We start from the raw sequence: 21,464 nt of genomic DNA on the forward strand, positions 1-21,464 counted from the left end.
ATCCTTATGATTTGAAACGTTATTTTGGTGGTTCGTGGATGAGTCACAGTAACTTTGTTGCGTCTTACAAAGGGCGATTGCATCAATCTCCTTTGTTCGCGTTTGAGCCAAGTGAAAAACCTCAAAACGTCGCTCCTCATGTGCTCGATAGTGCCCTCATGCTTCCGACAACACCTGAGCAGCTCTTCATTGCGCGCACGGTGCAAACCAGTGTCGGTTCGCATATTACTGACATGATATGCCCGTGGGATTCTGATCATTGTGTCGAGATTAAGCCTGTGCCTTCGGCAGAGTCGACGTCCTTGCCAGACGCCATGTTTGTAGAGGTGGATAAACACGGCAGATACGAACTAAACCTAGAGCGGATGGAAAGCGACTTAAGGCAATTTCTTCGGGCAAATATCCCCGTTGTTTTGCGGTTCAGACAAAGCGATAAAGCGTTCTCCATTTCATCATTTGAGCCGCAGATACCAAAGACGCTCGAAGGCGTATTTTTTTACGATGAATTGCACCACCACATGGGAGGGAAGCGCATCGTGCATGGGGCTTTTACATCGCATTGCGGTACGCACGCTCACTTGCCGTGTAAGATGATGCTGGCAACGCTCACTGAAAGCGGCGTCTTCAGTCAATTAACGACCGGTTTTCGCCTGGATGCCAAGGTAAAATTCGAGTGTGATGAAGACGGAGGGGGTCTGATGGTCACCGAGCTGGATTTGCCCACCTACCCGGGGGAATTTGATGCGGAGATCATCAGTGCAACCTTAGTTGAGAAAGAGAAAGCAGACGCCAACCTTTTGGTCTGTGAGTTTTGTTACTTCGAAGGTTTGGTGTCGCGTGTCAACATAACCAACCGAAAGTGGGATGTGATCGCCGTCAGCGATTCGGTCTCCTTCAAGGCGACGCTGGCATTCCATCCAAGCGAGAACTTCAAATTCACGTTTTTGAGGCTCGCCATGAGTACGCTGGTTGAAGCCAAGGTACTTCCTAAGACGCTTAAACCTTACCCAAGCGAGTTTGAATTCATGTGCTTTGGTCTGGTTATTCGCGTGAGTGTGACCCAAGAACACTGGGAGACGTTCACGAGAAGTAAACGACAAATCTCGTACAGCGGGGTCTCTGTCCCTCATTTTGAATTGAATGAGCCACTGACTTTACCGGTCACTTACGGGCAGAGAAAAACCACCAAACATACGGCGTGGTCCCCTCCGGTTAAGTTTTACTTGCACAGGCTCAGTGTCCCTGAAGTCATTAAAGGCACGTTTTCATACGTGAAAAGTGAATATATCCAAGGACACCTTTATTACATGTTTCGCCGTGGGGATGTCGACATACATTACCCCGTGCTGGCGGCGGAATTTTTCTTGTATGGTATTGCTGGCTTTGACAAAAACGCATCAATAGAGTTACGACTAGAAAAGTATAGTCGGTATAACAAAAGTACCCAGCGTGCGTATTACGCCAAGCACTCTAGAGGTAGTCGTCGCAACGAATGGAGCGTTCAAGAAGTGATCTCACCTCTCCCCTTACTTCCATCGCAGATGAAAACTGGCTATTTAAAGGCTTACAGCGTGATGGAATGGGGAAGGGACGAGGAGCTAGACAGTCTGAGTCATGAATATTGGGAGGCGTTTAGCTCTCAACGTCGTAATCATGCCTTCTGCGCATTAATGGGCGTGGGCCCGGTCTATCCCTTGGTGTCCATTCCACCGATTCTGTTACACAAGAATGGCTTTCAGCGTCTTAAACCCGGCCCAAAGGAGAAGCACATGATCGAAGTACTGGTCGGAAGCGAATCGGTGGATGCTAAGGGTAGCTTTCCTGAGTGGCGATGGGTTAAAGCAGTGCGGCCGGTTCTTCAGGCTGAGTCAGCTAGGACACCGCAAGTGACATCCCTGACTTGCATTGAGCAAAAGGTCATCGTCCCGAAAAAAAAGGATGGCGGAAACGGGAAAAGATACTTGCAGCTAACATTTCTCGATGGCCAAGGGAAGGAGCATACCTTTAAAAAGTTTAAGCTGGACACCTACCCGTTAAAGGATGCTGAACTGGGCGATTACGATCACCGAGTTCGCTGTACGGCCACAGGTAAATTAGTCGAGATCATAGAGATGGTGAAAAAGAATGAAGCGTAGTCTCCTACTCATGGCAGCCCTTCGTGACGGCAACCTGTTTAAACTGGCCAACAAAACGCCTGTCGGCGGACAAAGATACCGTCTCAGGGAGCTTACTCAACATAGTCAAACCAACGTGGATCTGAAACACAATGAAGCGTTTTCATCCCTGGTGGGTTGTCCCATGGTGGCTATCGTGAGCCTTAGAGGCAAGACGGGGTATTCGGTCGATTTGATTGCGGTGCCTTTACGTTTGCATTCTAATCATATGTTGGTTGGCAATTATTTGTTTGCCCCCGATCTGCAAAGGCAACCTGAAGTGAACCACGATTTATTCAGTTCAGACGAGCATCAACCGGATGTCTGCATTGGTTCAGTCAGTGAGTACCACAAACGATTGTTAAATATAACGCCGATCACGCCGACGGATGATTGGGGGGCTTGGTTCACGTATGCGATGGACATGTTTAATGCCATCAGTAACGTAGAACTGGCTGATATGGTGAACGTTTTCAAACCCGTTATTCCAGAAGGCAGTTTGGTGGTCACGCTACATGCGCTGACCAGCGATGCCAGTGGTTCTACGACCCGCCTCTATGACAATGTGTTATCGGCACCCAACCCGCAGCTATCAACAACAGCACTATCCCGCATAGATGATGTGTTTTTCGGTCGTTTTCAGACCGACTACAAGGCTGACAACTATGTGAGTGACGTCGAATCTAAATCGCCGAGTTATTTGCTGGGGCACATGGATGAATGTGCCAATGACACCAAGCAGGATCTGAGTGGTCGGGTGCTCTTTGCTCTGGATAACACTCAGCGCGCTGTGACCATGGCACTGTCAGAAACGGATGTGGGCGACATTTTAGCCGTTAATGGCCCCCCTGGTTCGGGCAAGACCGCAATGCTCAAGGCTGTTGTTGCCAGTCAATGGGTCCAAGCAGCACTTCAAGGAGGAGATTGTCCCATCATCATTGGGGTCGGTGGGACAAACCAATCGGTGAAGAATATCATTGGCGCGTTTCCCGACGTGATGCACGTGAGCGCTACGTCTGAAAGCTTATCGGTTATCCAGAGTATGAAGCGATGGATACGCGGCCCGAAAAATTACGGCTCCTTTTTTCCTTCTAGCTATGAACTCAATGGGGACAGTAAAAAGAATAAACCCCCAATGCCTTCCAAAGACATTACCGATAAGGCGGTTATTCAAATCAACCAAGGCCAATCACCCGGTGTTTTTCATTGGTTGGGAGATAATGCGGTAGCCTCCGATTTCCGGAGTCTTCCGCAACAAAAATCGATGTATCTTGATAGTGCTCGGACGTATTTCGACAAGCAATGCCAAGAAAAAGTCACTGACGCGCATGCGAGTGATGCTTCTGAGAAAGGGGGCCTTAAGAGCTCAAGTGTCCAAGACGTTGTTGATGCCTTACAGGCTGAACTGATAGCGTTAGAAAGCAAGATGACGGAAGCCAAACAGGCCTTTCTACACAAGGTCGAAACACTCAGATGTAATTACTATACGCTTGAACAAGCAGAGCAAAAGGAGCAAGACAGCTCCACCAACGGGTTAGATGAGACATTAAACTCAGGGCAAGCGGTCAAATACTACAAAGACTTTCTAACATTAGCGGTTGGAAACCGAAGCCAACGAAAAGAAGTGATTGCCAGAGTGTGCCGTGAGCACTTGCTCGATAAGTTTGGTGTCCGTCAGGACTCACTTAGTGCTAGCGAAGAGGACATCGAGCGTTTTTATGCCGTGATCATTCAGAATGAGGCTGCACTCAATCGCCAAGCCATACACATCATTATCGAGGCCTTGCTCGATACTCAGTATCGGTTTCGTATGTTCCATTTAGCCGCTCGTTATTGGGAAGGGCGGTACCTGCTCGCTTGTGAAAAGAGAATTCTGATCACGCGGAATAAAAACAACATTGAACGTGGTTTGCGACGGCTGTGCATGCTCACACCGTGCTTAGTGGCGACCACTAAGTCCGCGCCTAATTTATTCAGTTATCAGCCGCCTCCGGGGGTAAACACAGGTCAATTTTGGCTTGGACTGGCCGAGCTCATGATCATCGATGAGGCTGGGCAGGCGGATATACGAGACTGTTTGCCATTGTTGGCCCTGGCCAAGAAGGTGATCGCAGTGGGTGATATTGACCAAATCCCACCAGTGGTGGGTGAAAAGGACATCACCGCCTTACAAGAACACCAACATATTCACCTTCAACGGTTCTGTGATGGGCAAATACTCCAAAACCCAGATGCCGCCTACGCGTATTTGTATGCGCAAAAGTATCTGCCCAATGCAGGAGGAAGTATCCTTCATGTCTTAAGAAACGGTTCTCGCTTTTCGATAGGAGCACCTGGGTTGATGCTCAGAGGGCACTATCGCTGTCAGCGAGTGATTAGCCAGTTTTGTAATGAAATGGTGTATGACAACAAAATTTTCATCAACGACAACCTGTTCAAAGAAAGGGGAGTGCTCCCGCCTCTGTCGTTTGTAGAAAGCTCGGGCAAAACCGAGCAAGAAGATAACAAATCGCGAGTCAACACTACCGAAGTGGCGATGGTAGTTGACTGGATCATCAAACAGTGGCCCAAAATACAAAACCATTACAACGCCAGGGTTGAAAAAACATGGCTTTCGGATTTAATTGCCGTGGTATCACCTTTCGAACTGCAGGCGCGTCGGATTTTAGAGGCACTGAAAAAAGCCTTGCCTAACGAGCGAGTTCACCCATTAGGGTTGTGTGCCAAGGATGTGGAAAACTTCACTTGCGGTACAATTGACTCGTTACAGGGGGCCGAACGACCCATCATTTTATTTTCAGCGGCAAAAGGGTCGCAGGATGGCGGCACGACTCACTTTGATAAAACCCCCCATGTTCTGAATGTTGCGGTGTCTCGTGCGAAAGAGAGTTTTGTGGCTTTTGTATGCCCAGCGACCTATGGTATTGGACAAAGTAATGAGCCATCTCGAGACTCTGAGGGGAAAGTCGACTCGTCGATGAAGTACTTGGGTTACTACATGAATAAGGTCGGAGCAAAGCGACTGTTCCCAAGAAAGTTGGTGATCATTGAGGCCGATGGTAAAAAAAGGACCCTGTCAGAAGTGTTGGGGCCTGATTATCATGTGGTGGCGACGAGTGGTTCCTTTTTGAGTAGCTGCTTGGGTTCTGTCGATAAAGCGAACCACTATCGCCCCTCTTATGAGTGGGTAGGGGAAGGGGCGGATCAAAAACGGCAAACCAAAGCGAAGATTGAATCGATCTTGGATGAGATTGCCGATCCCGCCTTCGATGATGTTTTTTTGGCGACCGATGACGATTTTGTGGGAGAAACGATCGCGTGGCATCTGACGAAACTTTATGGCAAGAAACACCCAGATATTCCTGTTGAGTTTAAGCGAGTCCGCCTGCGTGGGATGGATCGTACGTCCATACACGATGCATTCGATCTCCCCGTGAAATTAGATACCAATCGAGTGCATGCGGAAGTCGCACGAGAAGTCGCAGACAACTTTGGGTCTAATCTGATGACAAAAGCTATGAAGGCTCAACCCTCGTTGCCAGACAGTGATTTTGTGAAAGAAGGTTTGAAACGCAGTGTTATTAGTCCGATCAAAGGTCGTCGCAAAGTTCACTTTGGTCGTGTTCAACGTGCGTCGGTAGAACTTCTTTATCGCTATGCTCAGCGACAAATAGCAATGTTAGACAACAATGCCATTTTGGGCGTGAAAATCACGGTCAATGGCATGGGTATTCATGGCGTTTTGTCACGACCTGAAAAGGCACATACGCCACTGCCGCACTGTTCTGAGGTGGCTCAAGTCTTATGGAAGCAGACTCATGAAGTCGTGGATGAACAAACGAAATTACCTGTCCCAGAAGCTAACACATTAGGCGTTTTGAACTACGCGTTTTCGAATCACAATATACCGATCAAGCAGGCGTACGAAGCGCTTACCGCATTGTATGAGGGGGTTGTCAAAAATGGGGAATAATAGCGCTCACGCAGAGATTAGTATTCTGTCTCAGGATGTAGAAGACTTAAAGCTGGAGATTTCAACTCAGGAGCCCAAACAAGCTAAACACCTTCACGTGATCTTGGATATCCTAGCGCAATGGCAATTAGCCAGAGAGGCCGGTGAGGCCGTGGTGACCAATCAAACTTATCAATTTGAAGGTAAAGATGCAGGAGGGGAGCAACTTGTGCTCACACTTAACGCACAAGCGGTAGAGTACCTTGGTTGGGCGAAACACTTAAACCCTAGAGGAACTATTGCTGAAACAGGCCTTATCACAGCGTTTGAACGCTATGCGTTGAGCGATAAGAAGCAGTCTGTGGATATATCCTCTGTGAGCCTGCCTGAGCAGGAAAACATGACATTTTCTCACTTTGCTGAACAGTTGGAAGCGTTTGGTGTGGGTCGCCCTTCGACATACGCAAATATTTTTGACCGCTTGACGACCTATGGGCTCATGGACATGGACGGAGGCACCATTCGAATGACCAACTTAGGTGCTAAAGCGTATGAGGAGCTGCAGCGGTGCTTTCCGCTCGATGCGTTATCCGTATGCACCACGTTTGAAGATACGATGGAACGCTTGGGACGCGGTGAGGAGTCATTGCAGTCAGGCGTCTATAAATTGTTGACGCAATGGGAGCAGCGCGTAGACATCAATGACGTGTTCGAATCTCTTGATGATATTAGCTTTGATGGATTGGTGGACTGATTCATGGGGCACATTTCGTACCCGAGAACAGCGGGCAGTGAACGATACCGAAATAGTCAAAAAGCAAAAGAAGTGGTGACGCTCCTTTTGCAGTTAGATTTATCCAGTCTTGCGTCTATCAACGGCTTATTGGCGGGGATCAATATTTCTTCTCTTCCCCCAAGACTGCGTCGTCAGTTGCGCCAAGCGCTGGCGAACTACCAGTCAATGTTGGATGACAAGTACCATCAAGCCTTAGAGGTGCAAAGTCGCCGATTTAAACAACGATATGAACAGAACGATGAAATCAATTGGCTCTTGTATTCCAAAGAGTTGTTCGAAGAGACGGCAGAGCCTTTTTCCCCCGCTTGGCTTGACGATTTTAACCAGTTTAATGTTCACCATGCTAACCTTGAAGCTGGGATGTTGGCCGAAAACACGCCTGCTAATATCGCAATTCATTTAAACGCTACTGGTCAATATGAGTTCGTAACGCATCCAACGTTATCTTTGGTTTATGACCGCAAGCATGGACTCCTTGCTCATGATATTCCCAGCTGGAAAGATGGTACCGCAGATAAGGTTGTATACAAATCTGACGGGCGGAGAACAATGCTGGCCACCCAAGAAGAGAAACGGGTCGCGAGGCAAAGTATTGAACACGAGATTGAACATCGTCTCGTCGGTATTACAGAACGAGATCAACGAATCATCCAGCAAGGCTGGATCGATGGGAACGTCGTGAGCGGAGGGATCGACAACCGGCTGAACTCCTATGAAGGTTGTATGAACATACTGGAAGACGCTAAAGCGATCACAGGCGGTTTCAAAGAATTGGAAAAAGTGTATTCAGGGCTGCTAAAAGCGGGCTATCAACGTGATCATATTACCCCTATCTCCAACATGCTTGCGCCAGGGGAAAAGCGAGAGACAGCAAGCGCTAAGTTAATCGCCGATCTTGGGGACTACAATGTGAATACCGCTTATACGCTTTTCTTGAACGACTCCCAAACGAAAGGGGAAGAACACCGGATGGCCTCTGAAGGGCAAAAGGCGTTTGCAGAGGAATGCCTGTCGCAAGGTAAACAAGCAACGTTGAGGGAGTGGATTGATAAGTCCGTAGAATGGAATACGAAAATATTCGAATCTCGATTTATGTATCAAAATCAGGTAAGAGACAGAGCGGGGCTCACCGTACAGAGAAAGCAACAAGCTTTTATGACAGCAATGGCGCTTAGAAATTTGCAAGTCGCCCATTTCGAGGGACTTGGAGCAAAACTTGAGACCAAGATAGGCAACGGCGTGGTGGGGAAAAAGGGCGAGTATAAACCCGAAAGTAAGCCCGTGTCGAAAGGTGAGATTTGACGTGCAAGAACAGCCTCTATTTATTGCGACAGTGGAGCCGATCTCGCCAAAATGTGAACTAGTCGCACTTGTTAACTCGACAGACGATACGGCATTGCCTCATACACATCTATATGAAGTGCGCGAAGACCAAATCCCATTACTGTTAGTCACTGGGAACGCGGTATTCACTGGTATTGGTGTGGCGGCCGGCAAGTTTATATATTTTTCGGGATACAATGGCCATGTTATTACAAATTGCCCTAGCTTTGATTTTATGGCACCTAGCAGGGAAGATCTGATCCACTATGAGCCAAGCGGGCAGAGTTGCTTCTCAATGGGAAAAGTGGCTGACAGCGACATTACTCTGTCCATCGGCTTTGAACGATGTAATACCGTCTTCTTTTGTACCAAAGACGGTCATGTATTAGTTTACTCTGATGCTGCACTCAAGCAAAAGATCGTCATATCAGCGGATCCTGTGTCGTATTGTTCTGACGATATGGAAAATGTGTACGTTGGTACGGAAGGAGGCAAAGTTTGGCTGCTGGATGCTGAAGGCGCCCTCGAGCTTCCAATGCCGGATACAGGGCTGCCCAACCCTGTGATCAGTGGGTTGGCGATAGGACCAGCCGGTGATCTGTATGCCGTATCACGCAACGGATTTATTGCAAAGAAACCTACCAATGGCGATTTCTCAATCATGAAAGCACCAATAGTTCATTACAACGGTATCTCGTTTGTGAATGGCATTATGTATATCTCAGCGCGAGAAGGCTTTTTTGCTGCAAAAGAGTGGAAAGGTGAGGTAACGTTGATCCCTCTTCGGGATTCATTTAACCCACTGTCATTGTTTTCAAGTCGCAATGAACTCTACCTAACCAGTGCGACCCCGAGATCGACACCTTATTTTGTAAAAGCCATTCCAGGGGACCAAATTGACCAACTGGATGCGTGCTATGCGATGAACCTGTTTTACGAGGTTAATTAATGGACCCCCGTACTTTTATACCGACACTGTATAAAGCCAGCACTTATAGAGAAGAGAAGCAACTGGTGATTTATGAATCGCTGCGGTTAGAGCTGCACAAGCCAGAAGTCAATGGGGGGATGAGGCTAGCTTACCTTCAAGCATTCGGCAGAGGGTTCCCCATCGAGCTCATATCGAAAGATAACGAAGCTGCGTTCTATGCCGCTTATGCGTTTCGTGCATTATTATCATCGTCCGATTTCGTCCCAGAAGACAAAGCAATTATGGGAAAACTGTATCAATTCATCTGTCATCAGCCAGTTAAAGAGGTGATTGACTTACACGTGCTGTGGGGGAAATTGTTTGGACTCCCTGCATCAGTGCGAGAACGTCTGGAGGAAATGGCGCAGTATCAAGTGCAGAACGAGTCCGGTTTTGATCAAGCTCGTTTCGACATTCTCAATAAGGTAGTCAGAGGAGAATCGATTGAAATGGATTCTTTGAGTGAAGTTGTGTCGGGAGAAAGCACGAAATGGGATTTGCTGCCGTGGTTAACTTGGCAATATGAAAACCTCAAAGACTATATTATGCCTTGATGTTTGTGCTGACTCTCCACCCGCTAACTTGGTGATCACATCTTTTATAGTGTGCCTCAAACGATTTCTGGACAATTGTAAGTTACGCCCCATAGAACAATCTGACTTTTTAGGATCACTTTAAGTATTGAAGCACTACCACCTGCTAACATATGGCTGGCAAACAACTTACTCAGTACAACATCTTATGGATAGTCACTCTGTTGCAATTAAACCATGCTAAATCATTGTTATTTATAATAAATATTGATAGTATCTAAGGTTATTCTTGTTATAAGTGTTAAAGGCAAATGAATGTCAATACAGAGTATAAAGATAAAGAATCTATTGTCATTTGGTACTATTGAACTAAAAAGCATTGAAGAAATAAATGCGATTGTTGGTATGAACAATGTGGGTAAATCTAACTTTTTATCTTTAGTTCAATTTTTCTACGACAAGATGGCAAGTGATAGAATTTTAGCTCCTGAATTGAATTCAAATTATAGCCCCATTGGAGAGATTACAGTAACTTATGATCTTTCTAGGATAAAAAAAATCGTCATGTCAGGGCGAAAGAATAGCAAGTTTTTTAATATAATTTATAGTTCACTAATTAAAGATGAGTCTGTTTCATTTTTCTCTATGTTCAGCTCTAGTTTTAAAAATGAAGAGAAGATATTTGATTTGACGTTAATTGTTAACTCAAATGGGTCTTCATATTGGTTAGAGAAAGACAAAAAGAGAATAGAAATAATTAAATATTTATTTCCTTTTTTTCATATTGACTCTAGACATATAGATTTACATGACTGGGATAAAATATGGGATTTGATTGCGAGCATTAAATCTTTGAACGTTGATAAGATCGATATGAATGAATTTAAAGAATATATCGACTCTAAGCTTAGTAACGACGGATCTATATTTAGTGATTATATAGATATGATCGAAGACTCTATTACAATTGAAAAATATTCACATAAAGAGAAGGTTTTAAGTCTTATAAAATCAGCTGTCAAAGGTAGCGTATTTAACAGTGAAGGGAAGAATACAAAATATCAATCTGATGGAACGAACTCGTTTAATTATATCGAATCAACTTTAAAGCTATTAATGCTAATTACAAGAAGCGAGTATATATCGCCTTTTGTCTTCGTAGATGAACCAGAGGTTGGATTACATCCCAAGAAGTGCGAACAGTTAGTAAATAGTATTTACAATACATATAAGAATTATGGCTTTAAAGATGGAAAACGTCGAGCTACTCCTTTCCCAAAGATAGTCTTTTCAACTCACTCATCCAGTATAGTTAAGGAAGTAATTAAAAACTTTCAAGACAATCATCAAGTAATTCATTTTTCTTTAGATGATTCCCGCAATACAAAATTGCAAATCATGAATTCAACATATAAAGAAAATAATTTCCTGAGTATATTCAGTGATAATGAAGCGCGACTTTTCTTTAGCAAGTTCATTTTATTTGTTGAAGGTGAAACAGAGCAGGAAATTTTTGGAAATTTTAAGCTTCAAAATAAATTTAAGTCTCTTAAAGAAATAGAAGTATATAAGTGCTCAAATAATAAAATTGCCGAAGCTATAAATCCATCATATTCTAACACTTCTATTCCCTATTTATTTTTATATGATGCTGACAAATTTTATGAATTTGATATGCAACGAAGCAAAAATTTAAAAATCAGGTTTTGTAATGCTACCAAAGATGTTGGGATCAAAAATGATAAGTTAACTCAGGACATTCAGTATTATAAAAGAGGATTTAGCCAAAAGCATAAAGATATGCATAAGCGATTAGTTCAAATGTCTGGTTTCCAAGGAATCGAATTTGAAACAGATAGCACAGGGTTATTTTTTAAGCGAAATTCACCTTTTTATGCATTTAGAATTCAAGCTAGAGAATATCTAAAAAACAAAAATGTCATCGTTTTTAACGATACTATCGAAGGGGCTTTAATCAGCAAAAGTTCAAAAGACTTATTTTTCAGGTGGTTGTTGTCGAAGCATGGTGTTGATGTAAGCCGTTTAATTGGATTAACTGTACAGTTACGGACTTCAGGTTCAGTCGATATAGATGATAAAATTTTACTAGCATGTATTAAATTAATGTTTGATGGAAAATCAGACACACAATTTAAGAAAACAAAAAAGTTTAAACAAGTAGAAGACCTTATTTTTTATGTTACTGGGCAAGCATATTGGCCAACGGTATCGAAAACATCGGGCTGGGTCACGTCGTTTCTAGATTTTTCTATTGATGAAATAGAAAAAGAGACTTTATCGAGTCAAGATCAAAATTTTTATAGTATTTTTAATGGATATTTCCCTGAGCTTTATGTTATATTGAACAGGCTTTATCCTGATAGACTTCAGAGATCATTATCTCATTAGAGTTAGTGAAAAGAGGTAACTCTTCAGAAGTTCGATTTTATCTATTTATAGGTAATCTTTAGCTTCAACGTCTCTAAATCATAGCTTGATTACAGTTGTGTCAATGTGTTCAATGTGTCACACAGTGAATTTTTGTTTTTGTATCAAATAAAGCGTATTGTATGTCAAAATATAGTGATATTAAGATTAGTCCTTCCTTAAACTCTAAGTTGCTTGCAAACGTTGATCGCAACGTAGTCAGTGAAATCAAAGTTGGGAAGGACTATACATACTCCATAATGGCTGGCAGTAACTTGGACGTGTTGAATCGAGAGCTAGCCTCAGATTTTTTTTCAAAGATTCCGTTGAATAATTCATGTGTAGGTTTTGTTAAGAATAAATCTTATCTAGACTTACTTGAACCTCATCGTTTTTCAACAAAGTTCACACGCCTAGATATATCCTCATTTTTCCATTCCATTTCTATAGAGGATGTTAAGTTATCAATAGAACCATATGTAAAACCAAAGTTTTTGGATAACGATAAGACATTATTGTCAATAGATAAAATCATTGAGTACATAACATATGATGTTCCACAAAAATCGAAAAATGTTAAGTTTAGAGGAAAAACCATACTACCAATGGGATTTTCTTCGTCTCCTATAATATCTAATATTGTATTCAGAAAGATTGATATTCAAATACATAAATACTGTAATGATAACAATATCATATATACTCGTTATGCAGATGATATGCTATTTTCCTCTAATAACGAAATAGTTGGTCAACGCATATTTATTAATAAGATTAGATCATTAGTTTCTCAGATTTCGTTAAAAATTAATGAAAGAAAAACGATAACAACATCAGATCATATTTCATTAAATGGTTATGTCATTGATGGGGCTTCTGGAACTATACGATTATCCAATAAAAAACTAAATAAGATCAATAAGATAACACATCAATTATTGGTAAGAGACAGATCACCAGCAGTAGTAGCTAAGAAACTTTATGGCTATTCAATATCGAAATACGACTTTAAGTTTGGATACAGCCAAGAGTTTTTTGAACAATATTGTAAAGATCAACTCCATAATAAAATTGCTGGAAACAGGTCTTACTTAATATCAGTACTTAAGTTCAACGAGCAGCATGATTGTATTTGCCCCGAATATGTGGTTAAGTCCAAAATCATGTTAGACCGACTTAATAAAATTCTAGATAACTGGCGTTAACTAACATTCGACTCAACGGCGCTAAGTATTTTATTCCTGAGTTATTTTTAAACAAAGAGCAGCCACGGGCTGCTCTTTGTTTGTAAGCGACTAATGAAATCACATATCAATAACTACGCATCTTTATCATAGTGTCCTTTTCAAAAGAGGCCTCATGACTCAACAATTTTGTAAGTAACTTTACGATCATGCCTATATTAACCTTAATATCCGCATCCAACATTAGATATTATTGGTCAATACGAATTTACTTGTTTAGTGAAGAATACCTAATCTAAGTTGTTTTGGGCAAAAGTGTGTTAGTTATGAGTTCAAAGAGATTTGAATCAGGTAGGCAAGCTGGAGCCAAAAATGAGCTAAGGTTCAAAAGAATCGTAAGGTGGGCGCGTTGACTCTAAGGTGGTGGCTGGTTAGCCTAGTAAAGCACTGGCAACATCCAGTGCCGGGATTGACACCCCGTTTTTGCTACAGGTGCATAGCCATCAGCGGTCTCATGCTGCATGCTATGTGGTGTTTCGGCGCATCTGTAAGTCGAGAACGCTTTAATCGAGCGTTACGGACAGTCATTACGGTGAGCTGGGCAGGGCAGCTTCCGGGCTGGCCGATACCTGTGGGTCGGTAGTGTCAACCTTGTTCAGTTCACCACCCTTTATTGGGGTTGAGGCCTCTGGGTGGTGTGGGTTCTTCCACTGGGAGGTTGCTATGCCCCATGCGATACTCGAACACCTTGACCAAGTCTGTCATCAAGCCCTGCAACACACATCCACTCAGCCGCGCCAACTGCGCGACATTTCCAACGCCTTTGATACCCTTAAGCACCAAGAAAACACGCCATGCCCTTGGCTAGAAACCGCCGTGGAGTATGGGGTGTTGTCCCGTTGGTTACAAAGGGATCTGCCGAGCGCCCCGACGAAGCGTCCCCCGGTTCGTGTGGGATTGCTCCACGGTTTGTCGCGCCAGGCCTACCAGTTGTGTCTGAGTCGTGATATTGACCGGCGCATCATTCAGCTTCGCCGCCGCAGCGGCGAGAAGGTCGAACTGGTGGCGGTCGGACAGGCAGGAGAAAGGGCCGATCCGCTCAGTCAGGCGTTGGTGCACATTGCCACGCGAGGCGAGAAGTGGTTTTCATTGTCGAATCATGAACGTCAGCAGCTTATTGAGGCGTTAAAGCGAAGCGGGTGAGCCCCCACCGCGTTCAAACCCGAGCGCTACACCTTGGATAAAACCGGATCGGCGGCGATGGTTGTTTCCATAAAGGCCAAAAACACTCTTACCTTGAGCGGCACGTATTGGTTGTTGGTGAAGACAGCACTGATGGGGTAGCGCTTAGCGTAGTCCGGCAACAGGTGGACTAAGTCGCCCGTGCGCAGTTCTTTATCCACCATCCATCGGGGCATCAAAGCAATCCCGGCATGGGCCAGCAACATCTCCTTGAGCCCGATACCATTGTCACATTGAAAATTCCCCGATACCGGTATTTCAGAGGCGCCCGGCGTGCGGTTAAAGGTCCACACCGTGCCGCGTTTTGGCGACAAGCTGTAGATGAGGCAGTTGTGCGCATTCAATTCTTCCAGCCGAGTCGGCGCGGGGTGTCGCTCGAGGTACGTTGGGGATGCGACCATGATTAACTCATCGTACCCCAGCGTCTTGGCCATCATCGATGAGTCTTGCAAATCGCCAAGGCGGATCGCCACATCAATCCCTTCTTTGACCAGAGCCACCAGGTTTTCATCAAACTTGATGTCCAAATCGATGTCCGGGTACGAGGCCAAAAATTCTGAGATGACCGGCGCCACGTACAGGCTGCCAAACATGGTAGGCACCGTGATTTTAAGATGGCCTTTCGGCGTCGCGGTTAATGACCGAGCCTCCGCTTCCGCTTCGTCGATGGCGGCCACGATGTGTGAGACGCGCTCAAAATAAGCCTGGCCGGCTTCGGTTAGGGTATGACGCCGACTGCCGCGCACCAGCAGCTTGGTGCCGAGCTTCTTTTCTAAGCCCGCCACTCGCTTGCTGATCGTCGCCTGGTTGGTATTTTGCTCCTTCGCGACCGCGCTAAAGCTGCCTGTCTCCACCACCCGAATAAACGAGCGCATGGCCACAATCGAATCCATAGGTATTCCTTAAAGGCATATAGGGTATGCCAGTTAGCTTATATTTATGACATTTAAGCATGCACTACACTGCCAAGCAATCTAGCTCGCACACGAGTGTGAGGCGGTTTTATGGCTTCAAGAGTAAGGGGAGACCGATGCACAACGACACCATTCGAATCATTGATAAAGCGACATTGCCCGAAGGCGGCTTTGCCGGCATTGTGGAAACTCGCATGGCCATGAGTCCCAGAGTGTGGCCCAGCGCCCAGTCCAATTCTGACATCAGCCACGGGTTGGACGATTTCATCTATCTCGCCTACGGCCATTTTAAACCCAATGATGGCGCGCCCCTTCATCCGCACCAGGACGTCGACATTGTTAGCCTGATCACCGATGGCCGCGTGGGCCACCAAGGCACCTTAGGGGATGGGACCATCATTGAAGGGCCGGGCGTACAAGTGCAGCGCGCCGGTACCGGCATGCAGCACGCCGAATTCAGCGTTGATGATGCGAAGGCGGGCATCGTTCAACTTTGGTTCTTGCCCCCGGAACCTGGCCTTGAGCCCGCCTATCACAATGTCCCACTGCCGGAAGGTCGCCTGACGACCGTGCTCGGTGGTGCAGACGACGGTACGTTTGACAGCCACATGCACTGCCAGATTGGGTTCTTGGACGATCACGAAACCGTAGAGGTGGCGACACCGTTTGTTGCCCTCATCACTCGGGGCACGGCGATCATCAATGGTGAGAAGGTCAAACAAGGCCAGCTTATCGAAGGTCAGAAAATGACGCTCAATGCTGTAAGTGAACTGGGTCTAGTGTTAATCACGAAAGGAGAAAATCAATGAAAATCATCGCCCTAGGGGCCTCAACCAGTCAGCAGTCCATCAACAAAGCCTTGGCCACTTACGCCGCTCATTTAGTCGAGGGCGGCCGCGTTGAGGTGTTAGATCTCAATGACTTTGAACTGCCCCTCTATAGCGAAGACCGCGAAAAATCAATAGGCCAGCCCGCAGCGGCGACGCAGTTCATTGATAAGCTCAAAGAGGCCGACGCGATCATCGTGTCGCTGGCCGAACACAACGGGACGTATACCGCCGCCTTCAAGAACCTCTTGGACTGGGCCAGCCGAGTTTCAAGAGAAGTATACCAACACAAACCCGTGGTTTTTTTAGCCACCTCGCCCGGTCCCGGCGGGGCCGCCAGCGTACTCGACGTGGCGGTGCAGTCCGCCCCATTTTTTAGCGCAAACGTCAAAGGCAGCTTGTCGATCCCAAGTTTCTATGACCACTTTGATGCGTCAACCCAACGACTCACTAATTCGCACATCCACAGTCAGCTCTAGGCTGTGGTCCACACACTGACCCGTTAGCATTGGAGGTGAACATGTTACCCCTTAACCCCTTACTGAAAAGCGTCGTGATGGCGCTGTCAATCGGTGCCTTGTCGTCGCCCGTGAACGCCGATGCGTTGCCAATGTCGGCCACCGTCCTCGAGTTTGCCGAGTCCAATACGCTGTTTGTAGCCGATTCCGATTCGGGCCAAATCTTCGCTTACCAGTTGCCAGACGTCGCCCCCGCCACCCGTTCTGAAAGTTACAATCTTGAAGGCGCGGGCACGGCCATCGCTGCGCTGTTGAACGTGGCGCCAACCGATGTGAATTATCATGACATCGCCATACACCCTCGAAGCAAGGAAGCGTTCATTTCGGTGTCTTACCTTCAAGGTAATCAAAAACGCGCCGCACTGATCAAAGCCAATCAAAAGGGGCACATTGAGAAAGTGAACTTAAATCAGTTCAAACATACGGTGAAACCCCTGACCGACACCGCAGAAGAGGCGGTAACGTTCTGGCGCGATATTCCAGCCACCACACTGGCCATTACGGACTTAGACTATGTCAACGGCACCTTGTATGTGTCGAGCTTGTCGACCGGAGAGTTTGCCTCCACCTTACGCAAGGTCGACTACCCGTTCACCGACAAAGACACACGCTCGCAGATTGAAATCTATCACACCGTCCATAACCAAACCGAAACCCGGGCGCCGATCCGGGCCATGGAAGTGTTGAGCCTCAATGGGGTGGAGACGGTCGTGGCCGCCTACACCTGTACGCCCTTGGTCACTATTCCTACGGCTCAACTGTCAGACGGCGCCCACGTCAAAGGCAAAACGATTGCCGAGCTTGGCTATGGCAACACGCCACTCGATGTGATTCATTTTACCGCCACCGACCATACCCAGCAGCAAGAAGACTTCGTCCTGGTGATCAATAAAGTGCGCAGTGCCGACCTGATCCGCGTGGCCGATTTAACCGAAGCCAACAAAAAAGACGGCTTATCCACACCAGAGATGTGGGCGAAAGCCGGCGTGCCCACTCGACCCATTCCACTGTCAGGCGTGATGCAAGCCGCGGATCAAGATGGCCAATTCATCGCAACACTGAAACGGAATATGCGCACCGGTGATGTTGACTTAGTGTCCTTCCGAAAAGGCGCGTATTTTCGTCTCAACGATTTCATCAGCGAGTATAACTTTGACGACTATCAGTACTACCCAGAGCAGGAAATGTTCCGACAGTTCCAAAATCTGCTCAAAACCGACGCGGGTTATCCTGATATGACACGTGAACTGTCCAAAAAGGATGACACGTAATGAACCCGGCACAGCGAGTCGCGATAGGTCTGATCTTCTCTGTGGCGTCCGGCCTGGCTCAGTCGAAGGATTGCCGTGAGAACCATCCGACCGAGCTTGTCTCAGCCGTCTACCCGACGGCTGAGGTGTTACCTGAAAACCTATTGAGGTTTTACGTCTACTTTGAAAAGCCAATGAACACGGCCAATGCGTTGTCACACGTGTACCTGACCGATGCCTCTGGCACTCAACTGGACGGCGCCTTCATTGAAAACAAAGTCGATCTTTGGAGCCCTGATAGAACAAGACTGACCCTGCTGTTTGATCCCGGCCGGGTCAAAACTGGGTTGATCGCGCACAATACCCTAGGGCGGGCCCTTGAAGCGGGCGAAACGTATCATTTAGTGGTCGAGGCTGGTGACATGAGTGCGTCGGGCTGCGCCTCGACGTTCGTCAAAACCTTCAGCGTGAGCGAAGCCCACTTCATCAGGCCTGCGGTGTCCGATTGGACCATCAGCTCGCCTCAAACCGGGACAACCATGCCCGTCACCATGGATTTCCCGTCGCCGATTGACCACACCTCATTAGCGTTTCGAATCAGGATCAAAGACAGTCGGGGCCAACCGGTTTCGGGCGCCATTGATGTCCGAGTGCGTGAATCCCAGTGGCTGTTTAGCCCCACAACCTCTTGGCAAGCGAGCGAGTCTTACTCGGTGTTTGTCGATCCGATCCTGGAGGATATTGTGGGCAACCGGCCCACCGGTCTTTTTGATCAGCCGTCTCTCATTGACGCGTCCCTGGGGCAAAATCAGCCTATCCAGATCCCGATCAAGCTAAGTGAAGATTAGGCAGGGGGAGAACTAAGCCCGAGATACCACCAGCAAGGTCGACCTTTGCCTGTTGCTGCGTGGGCGGCATCAAGGGAAGTGTTGAAGCGATAAACAAAGTCATAGGACTAGATAGACTTGTTAGAGGATAACGGGTAGTCATAGGTGCGCTGTTGATCCTCATGCTGATTGGATCAACAACGCCCAATGAACCATAAGTGAGTTATAGTGAACTTATAGCTAGTGACGAACCTAACAATGATAAAAGTACATTAAAAGGCACTTATGAAAAAAGGTAAGAGGGTAAAGGCTCAACCTATGCCTGATTTGAATACCGAGTTCAGTATGGAAACGCTGGGGAGCGCCATTCGCTCAAAGCGCAACGACAGAGGCTGGCGTATTGATGATCTCGCTTCAAAAGCCCATCTATCTCGTCGGACAATCATGAAGGTAGAAAAAGGTGACACCAGCGTCACCTTTGCCAATGTACTCGTCCTCATGGCTCTCTTAGGGCTGTCATTACGCCTCATCGACTTACACGTATGGCTTCGTCCACATAGTCAACTCATCGCTCAAGATGACAACAGCGTGACAAGCAATGAGGACGGTTGGTATGAGTAAGTTACGACAGTTAGACGTGTTTATCGGTACGAATACCAAAATTGGTCGTTTGATTCTTCCTGTTGGAACTAAAACTGAGTTCTCATTCATCTATGAAGAGGATTGGAAACACACTGGTTTCCCGATTTCGCCACATATCCCTTTCGATGATCAGTCTTCCCCAGTATTTTGCTATGTCGATTGTCGATTGGGAAAGCGAAGACTTTCAAAACCCGCCGAAAGGGAACTTCCAATGCCCTATCACCAGCTATGGCTTAGCTGAGTTTGGCACACTGCTGGGCTTTTCCGGCCCCAAAATGGCTTCCATACTGGTAGAAACCGTTGGGCGATAAAGAATGCTGTGAAGGAAACGATTAGACTTACCGAAGCTCAAGGAATCGATAAGGGAGAGCGGGAACACATAGAACTCTGTGCCTCACTCATCCGAACAGAATGTGATCATTTGTTAGCGCAAGCCGACAGTGTGCCAGAAATGAGTGAGCTGGTTTAAAGGCAAATACCGAGGTCTTTGATGTTCATCAAGCTAAATACGTCGCCAACATCGTATCTAGCCAATTCACTTTATTCATTCGCAGACTTGTTCGCATTGACTGACACCAGCTTTGTATCCGCTGAAGTTTTGTCCTTCCTTTTATCAAGATACATATTCTTGTCGGCTTTAGATAGAGCGGAATCAATGGAGATGTAATCATTAGGTCCTGTTTGGCATACACCTATACTTAAAGATATATCATTTCTAATGGAATGCAGCTGTTTCCATAGTCTGGGAGCATAGTTGAAATGCGCATCCTTTTCACTGCAGCTCGGCATTACAACGGCGAACTCATCACCTCCCACACGGAAGCACAAATCAATGTTACGAGATATTCCACGAATACTATCTGCTACAGCAACAAGAACGCTATCACCATCTTCATGGCCATTAACATCATTAAAATGTTTAAAATCATCGATATCAATGTAGACGATGGTCAATGGCTCATTTCGACTTTTAACTTCTAGGAATACAGGTTCAACTAACTCCACAAACGCCCGTTTATTGTAGAGGTTGGTTAAAGGATCCAATCGCACCATATCTTCCAGGCTTTGCGTCCGTTTTGCCACCAAGGTTTCTAAGTCTTCAACGTAGTCAAAGTATTTACTTTTTTCGAATTCAATTTCATGCATCATGCTTCGAATATAGGTATCAAACACATAAGACACATCAAAGTCCATTAATCTATTCACTATCGTACATAGCCTGTCCGCATTTTGCTTGTCTTCGATATTTCTACAAATAGTCTCGAATATAGTTTCTTTTAAATAGTTGACTGCTGAGATGTAGAGTTGGGGATCAACGCCGATTCGTTTGTGGACCAAGCCTATTCGTAATCGGTGTTCAACGTAGTCCAGGTTTATTTCTTTGACAAACAAATCCATAACGTACTTTCTTTGAGCCTTCATCAATCGTTGCAGTGTCCCAGCGTCACCGATTAAAGACTCAACTTCAGGTATTTTAGTCTGATGATAGTAAAAGGTGTCGACTAAGCCATCTAACTCACGGCTAATAATGGTATTGAGGCTCCTTATCTCATGTAGGTCAGGCTCTGTCAGTCGAAAAAGAGCTAAACGCTGCTTTAGTGATGTTTCGGATATCTTTTGTTGCTCAACAAGAGACTTGTCTGTGATTTTCATACCCAATTTCCTAGCCATATACTACTTTCGTTATCTTTATTCCAAAATTGTAGTAGAAAAGCGCTATAACAAAAGGGCGGGTTGGGTTCGGAAACGTCAGATTTTCCTCGTGGTACGTGTCGAGAAGCCAGAGAGTACCTAAGGGAAAATGGCAAGGCGTTAGTTCACCATGATGTTCAGAGAAGTAGAATGAATGCTCAACTTCGGAATGTGATTAAAGATGTTCTAACTCAGAAAGGGCATACGCTGATCA

17 protein-coding genes and 1 pseudogene are annotated in these 21,464 nt (G+C 45.9%); 16 read left to right on the top strand and 2 right to left on the bottom strand.

From position 1 onward, the window contains the following. Window positions 1-38 precede the first annotated feature (38 nt). From VIC_RS06580 to VIC_RS06620, 9 genes are all read left to right on the top strand, one after another. A complete protein-coding gene (locus VIC_RS06580) occupies window positions 39-2,135 on the top strand; it encodes a hypothetical protein (RefSeq protein ID WP_006958634.1) in 2,097 nt (698 codons plus the stop codon). Beyond that, window positions 2,125-6,126 carry an AAA domain-containing protein gene (locus VIC_RS06585; RefSeq protein WP_006958635.1) on the top strand — a complete coding sequence of 1,334 codons (4,002 nt, stop codon included), beginning with the start codon at window positions 2,125-2,127 and terminating at the stop codon, window positions 6,124-6,126. The genes VIC_RS06580 and VIC_RS06585 overlap by 11 nt, the downstream gene beginning before the upstream one ends. Then, complete coding sequence (locus VIC_RS06590) at window positions 6,116-6,859, top strand: DNA topoisomerase (protein WP_006958636.1); 744 nt, start codon at window positions 6,116-6,118, stop codon at window positions 6,857-6,859. The genes VIC_RS06585 and VIC_RS06590 overlap by 11 nt, the downstream gene beginning before the upstream one ends. A 3-nt stretch (window positions 6,860-6,862) precedes the next feature. After that, window positions 6,863-8,203, top strand: coding sequence for a hypothetical protein (locus VIC_RS06595; RefSeq protein WP_006958637.1), 1,341 nt, complete (start codon window positions 6,863-6,865; stop codon window positions 8,201-8,203). A gap of 1 nt (window position 8,204) precedes the next feature. Next, a complete protein-coding gene (locus VIC_RS06600; protein WP_006958638.1) occupies window positions 8,205-9,173 on the top strand; it encodes a PQQ-binding-like beta-propeller repeat protein in 969 nt (322 codons plus the stop codon). Continuing rightward, entirely contained in the window at window positions 9,173-9,748 is a 576-nt protein-coding gene (locus VIC_RS06605; RefSeq protein WP_039951402.1) for a hypothetical protein, read from the top strand. Before VIC_RS06600 ends, VIC_RS06605 begins: the two co-directional genes overlap by 1 nt. A gap of 294 nt (window positions 9,749-10,042) precedes the next feature. Then, window positions 10,043-12,136 (top strand): retron Eco8 family effector endonuclease, encoded by a 2,094-nt coding sequence (locus VIC_RS06610; RefSeq protein ID WP_006958640.1) that lies wholly within the window; start codon window positions 10,043-10,045, stop codon window positions 12,134-12,136. A 161-nt stretch (window positions 12,137-12,297) separates the two neighbouring features. Further along, on the top strand, window positions 12,298-13,359 hold the full coding sequence (locus VIC_RS06615) for a reverse transcriptase family protein (protein WP_006958641.1): 1,062 nt from the start codon (window positions 12,298-12,300) through the stop codon (window positions 13,357-13,359). 702 nt (window positions 13,360-14,061) lie between these two features. Continuing rightward, window positions 14,062-14,541 carry a hypothetical protein gene (locus tag VIC_RS06620; RefSeq protein ID WP_039951403.1) on the top strand — a complete coding sequence of 160 codons (480 nt, stop codon included), beginning with the start codon at window positions 14,062-14,064 and terminating at the stop codon, window positions 14,539-14,541. A gap of 26 nt (window positions 14,542-14,567) precedes the next feature. Here VIC_RS06620 and VIC_RS06625 read toward each other — a convergent pair whose 3' ends face one another. Further along, on the bottom strand, window positions 14,568-15,473 hold the full coding sequence (locus VIC_RS06625) for a LysR family transcriptional regulator (protein WP_006958643.1): 906 nt from the start codon (window positions 15,471-15,473) through the stop codon (window positions 14,568-14,570). Window positions 15,474-15,610: 137 nt separating this feature from the next. Here VIC_RS06625 and VIC_RS06630 point away from each other — a divergent pair, with 137 nt between their 5' ends. From VIC_RS06630 to VIC_RS27185, 7 genes and pseudogenes are all read left to right on the top strand, one after another. Then, complete coding sequence (locus tag VIC_RS06630) at window positions 15,611-16,303, top strand: pirin family protein (protein ID WP_006958644.1); 693 nt, start codon at window positions 15,611-15,613, stop codon at window positions 16,301-16,303. Beyond that, window positions 16,300-16,800, top strand: coding sequence for an NADPH-dependent FMN reductase (locus tag VIC_RS06635; protein WP_006958645.1), 501 nt, complete (start codon window positions 16,300-16,302; stop codon window positions 16,798-16,800). Before VIC_RS06630 ends, VIC_RS06635 begins: the two co-directional genes overlap by 4 nt. 41 nt (window positions 16,801-16,841) lie before the next feature. Next, entirely contained in the window at window positions 16,842-18,110 is a 1,269-nt protein-coding gene (locus VIC_RS06640; protein WP_006958646.1) for a hypothetical protein, read from the top strand. Then, a complete protein-coding gene (locus tag VIC_RS06645) occupies window positions 18,110-18,937 on the top strand; it encodes an Ig-like domain-containing protein (protein ID WP_006958647.1) in 828 nt (275 codons plus the stop codon). Before VIC_RS06640 ends, VIC_RS06645 begins: the two co-directional genes overlap by 1 nt. 264 nt (window positions 18,938-19,201) lie before the next feature. Then, complete coding sequence (locus VIC_RS06650; RefSeq protein ID WP_039951405.1) at window positions 19,202-19,537, top strand: helix-turn-helix domain-containing protein; 336 nt, start codon at window positions 19,202-19,204, stop codon at window positions 19,535-19,537. After that, the gene (locus VIC_RS26800) at window positions 19,530-19,799 is read left to right on the top strand and encodes a HipA N-terminal domain-containing protein (protein ID WP_162048696.1); all 270 of its coding nucleotides are present in this window, start codon (window positions 19,530-19,532) and stop codon (window positions 19,797-19,799) included. The genes VIC_RS06650 and VIC_RS26800 overlap by 8 nt, the downstream gene beginning before the upstream one ends. Beyond that, window positions 19,690-20,027: pseudogene (locus VIC_RS27185) on the top strand (HipA domain-containing protein); the annotation flags it as partial. The gene VIC_RS26800 and the pseudogene VIC_RS27185, both read left to right, overlap by 110 nt. 71 nt (window positions 20,028-20,098) lie before the next feature. Here VIC_RS27185 and VIC_RS06660 read toward each other — a convergent pair. Further along, window positions 20,099-21,211: a diguanylate cyclase domain-containing protein gene (locus VIC_RS06660; protein WP_006958649.1), complete on the bottom strand. Its 1,113-nt coding sequence runs from the start codon at window positions 21,209-21,211 to the stop codon at window positions 20,099-20,101. Window positions 21,212-21,464 lie beyond the last annotated feature (253 nt).

The sequence above is a fragment of the Vibrio coralliilyticus ATCC BAA-450 genome, assembly GCF_000176135.1.
Taxonomy (GTDB): Bacteria; Pseudomonadota; Gammaproteobacteria; order Enterobacterales; family Vibrionaceae; genus Vibrio; species Vibrio coralliilyticus.